At 42.0% G+C, this 2538-nt stretch carries 3 protein-coding genes; 1 reads left to right on the top strand and 2 read right to left on the bottom strand.

The window, feature by feature from the left end; translation table 11 throughout:
- Positions 1-425, bottom strand: a 425-nt coding sequence (locus AB4653_RS14060; RefSeq protein WP_372104485.1) for a serine dehydratase beta chain, incomplete at its 3' end; no start/stop codon positions are given.
- A 375-nt stretch (positions 426-800) separates the two neighbouring features.
- On the opposite strand from AB4653_RS14060, the gene AB4653_RS14055 reads away from it, so the two are divergent.
- Positions 801-1679 carry a YdcF family protein gene (locus tag AB4653_RS14055; protein WP_009845616.1) on the top strand — a complete coding sequence of 293 codons (879 nt, stop codon included), beginning with the start codon at positions 801-803 and terminating at the stop codon, positions 1677-1679.
- Positions 1680-1890: 211 nt separating this feature from the next.
- On the opposite strand, the gene AB4653_RS14050 is transcribed toward AB4653_RS14055, so the two are convergent.
- Positions 1891-2145 carry a DUF333 domain-containing protein gene (locus AB4653_RS14050; RefSeq protein WP_009845615.1) on the bottom strand — a complete coding sequence of 85 codons (255 nt, stop codon included), beginning with the start codon at positions 2143-2145 and terminating at the stop codon, positions 1891-1893.
- Between the last annotated feature and the right edge of the window lie 393 nt (positions 2146-2538).

Raw genomic sequence — 2538 nt, 5'->3', positions numbered from 1 at the left:
AGATATGTTTCCATCTCTAAAAGACTACCGCTTGCGTCAAAAGCAGAGATGGTCATGCCATTTTCATGCAGCGGAAGGTTGGTTTTATGGAACAGCAAGTCGCTTTCTACGTCGAAGTGAATTTCATGGTTACCGCTAACCAGTAGAGACTTATCTTCAATTGCTTTACGCATTGCTTTGTTAGCACTGGTAATTTTAATGGTGTCGGGGCGGTTGCCGAGTAAACCTAATAAGGTCGCTCTGTCTGTATGGTGACCAATACCCGTTAATGATAACGAGCCGTATAAGTCGATTTGAATACGCTCTACTTGTGTAAGCTGAGCATCAATTTTTTGGGTAAAGTTAAACCCAGCGATCATTGGTCCATTTGTGTGGGAGCTGGACGGCCCAACCCCAATTTTGTAGATATCAAAAATAGACAGCATAGTAACTTCCTGTGAAGACGGTTCGATGAACGAACTCTGTGTAAAATTTGTATTTCGTTAGTTCCACTTCTTTGAGTGAACCTGTTCTTTGGGTGAAGCAGTTCTTTGGCTGAAACAGTTATTCGATTGAGCTGGCTCTTTGCTTGAAAGGTCTCTTTTATTGAAACTCGTGTTAACAAGCATAGAGCGATGAAATACAAGAGCGTGCTATGTTTGCTTTAAAGCGACACGTCTATTCTTGTATGACCCGAGATGTTGCTATCAATAGTGAGCATTATTGATAGCAACATGTAAGAATTTCAAAATACTTTTGTTAATAAGTATTGTATACATAATTCACTCCATCTAATCACTAAAACGAGACTTGAACATAAAATGAGCATTATTCACCTCCTTATTGTGCTAGGTAAGCGACTTAATGAGAATAAATTGACTAATGAAGGAATCAGTCGAGTTGATGCTTTAGTTGAGTATCTGGCTGGGCCTTTGGCTGAAGAGTCGAACCAGCAAACGGCTGTGGCGTTCTGTGGTGGGGTGACACAAGGCCAAACCGTTTCTGAAGCCGATATGATGCACGAGTATTTTCGAGAGCTTGAAAATCAACTTGAGTATCCGTTTCCCATAGGGGCGGTTTTACTTGAGCAGCATTCGACAAATACGGTTGAGAACATTCAAAACTTGGCCTCAGAGATGATTGAAAGTGGGCTGTTTACACGCGGGCAGAGTGTGACGGTGACGTTCGTTTCTAATGACTACCACTTACAACGTATCTTCGAGATTCAATCGCTGATGGACGAGCAAGGTTTGCTTAAGGTTTTGGTCGAGAAGTGCTCTGCACTTGGAGTGGAACTACAAATAGATCCTCAGCGAGAGGCTCATGTCGCAGTGCCATACCCTCATCAAACAGAGCAAGGGCAATTGTTTCTGTTAATGGATGCTCTGACGACCTACCGAGTCTATCTTGAAGGTGTCTCTGTGGGTGCATTTAAGAGGGATTTGGATTCAGTAAGACGAGAGCCAGAAAGGTTGTCTTTGGAAGCCTTGTTAGCGGCAAAGGAGTTAGTCGGGCGTTCATCTCATTTTGATATCGTAGAAAGCTTGCTTCCAGTGTTGGAGACCTGCATCCAAAATACCCCAGTCGGAATCGACATAGAAAAAGTTAAGGAGTACCTAGCATTGCTCGATACTAACCTGACTTTATTGAATCGTTATTTAGATCCAGAATCAGATCACACACATCGCTGGTGGAGATAGCGAAAACACCAATATTAGTAATACAGGTAGGTAGCCCAAAGGTGCTTTGTGTATAAAGTTGATGTGTGTACAAAGTTGATGTGTATAGTAAGGTAAACCGACCGCTCGATAGCGAACAGTTTACCTAATGTCATGTCATTTGACAGGGTGGCATTAGTGAAGGGTCAACGTCGTGTATAGGTGTGACGTCAACAGTTCACGATGTCGCAGCTTAGCTTTCTTCTTTTTGCTCATGGTTGTTGCGGTAGTATTCCCACTGTTCGATACGTTCACCGTCATCAAATACACAATAAGTAGTGCGTTGATTGTTTTCAGTTACGGTGTCTAATTCACCATCTTGTTGAACACAATAAACCGCAGCTGGGTTAGCCACTGAAACACGTTGGCCTTCGCTATATTCTGCATAGTCGTTTGCACAACCGCCCAACACAACGGCAAATACAGCCATCAAACCAATTTTCTTCATGTTTATCTCCTACGTGATAACTCTATAATCGAATGCGTTAAGTTCTACAGAACCAGATTAGAAGCTCTATGAAACTAGTATATTTTAGATTTCAGAAAAGGTTGTTCTAATTTGGTCAAGATATTGAAATAGGTTGATATTTCGCTATTTTTAACGGATTTTTGAGTGTTTGATCATGCTGGCATAGCTGGTGCTCTAACAGGAACGGCCTCCGTCAATAAGGTGCTACTTGATGGTTATTTCTACTAGATAGCAGTGGGGGAACAGCGATCAAAAGCAGAGGTTATGTGTTCTTTCAGGGGACGGAGAACGTCGAATCTATTGATGATTATGATATGATGCCGCCAAATTCAGTAGAGCAGTCAGAATCATGAGACACCTAAAAACCACTAT

This window comes from Vibrio sp. 10N.222.48.A3 (assembly GCF_041475345.1).
Lineage (GTDB): Bacteria > Pseudomonadota > Gammaproteobacteria > Enterobacterales > Vibrionaceae > Vibrio > Vibrio tasmaniensis_A.
Note: the sequence above shows the minus strand (reverse complement) of the source record. Positions and strands in the feature narration are given on the sequence as shown.

Bases quoted from the DNA above. Each gene is read 5' to 3' on its own strand.
- AB4653_RS14055 (WP_009845616.1), top strand. From the start codon at position 801: ATGAGCATTATTCACCTCCTTATTGTGCTAGGTAAGCGACTTAATGAG.
- AB4653_RS14050 (WP_009845615.1), bottom strand. From the start codon at position 2,145: ATGAAGAAAATTGGTTTGATGGCTGTATTTGCCGTTGTGTTGGGCGGT.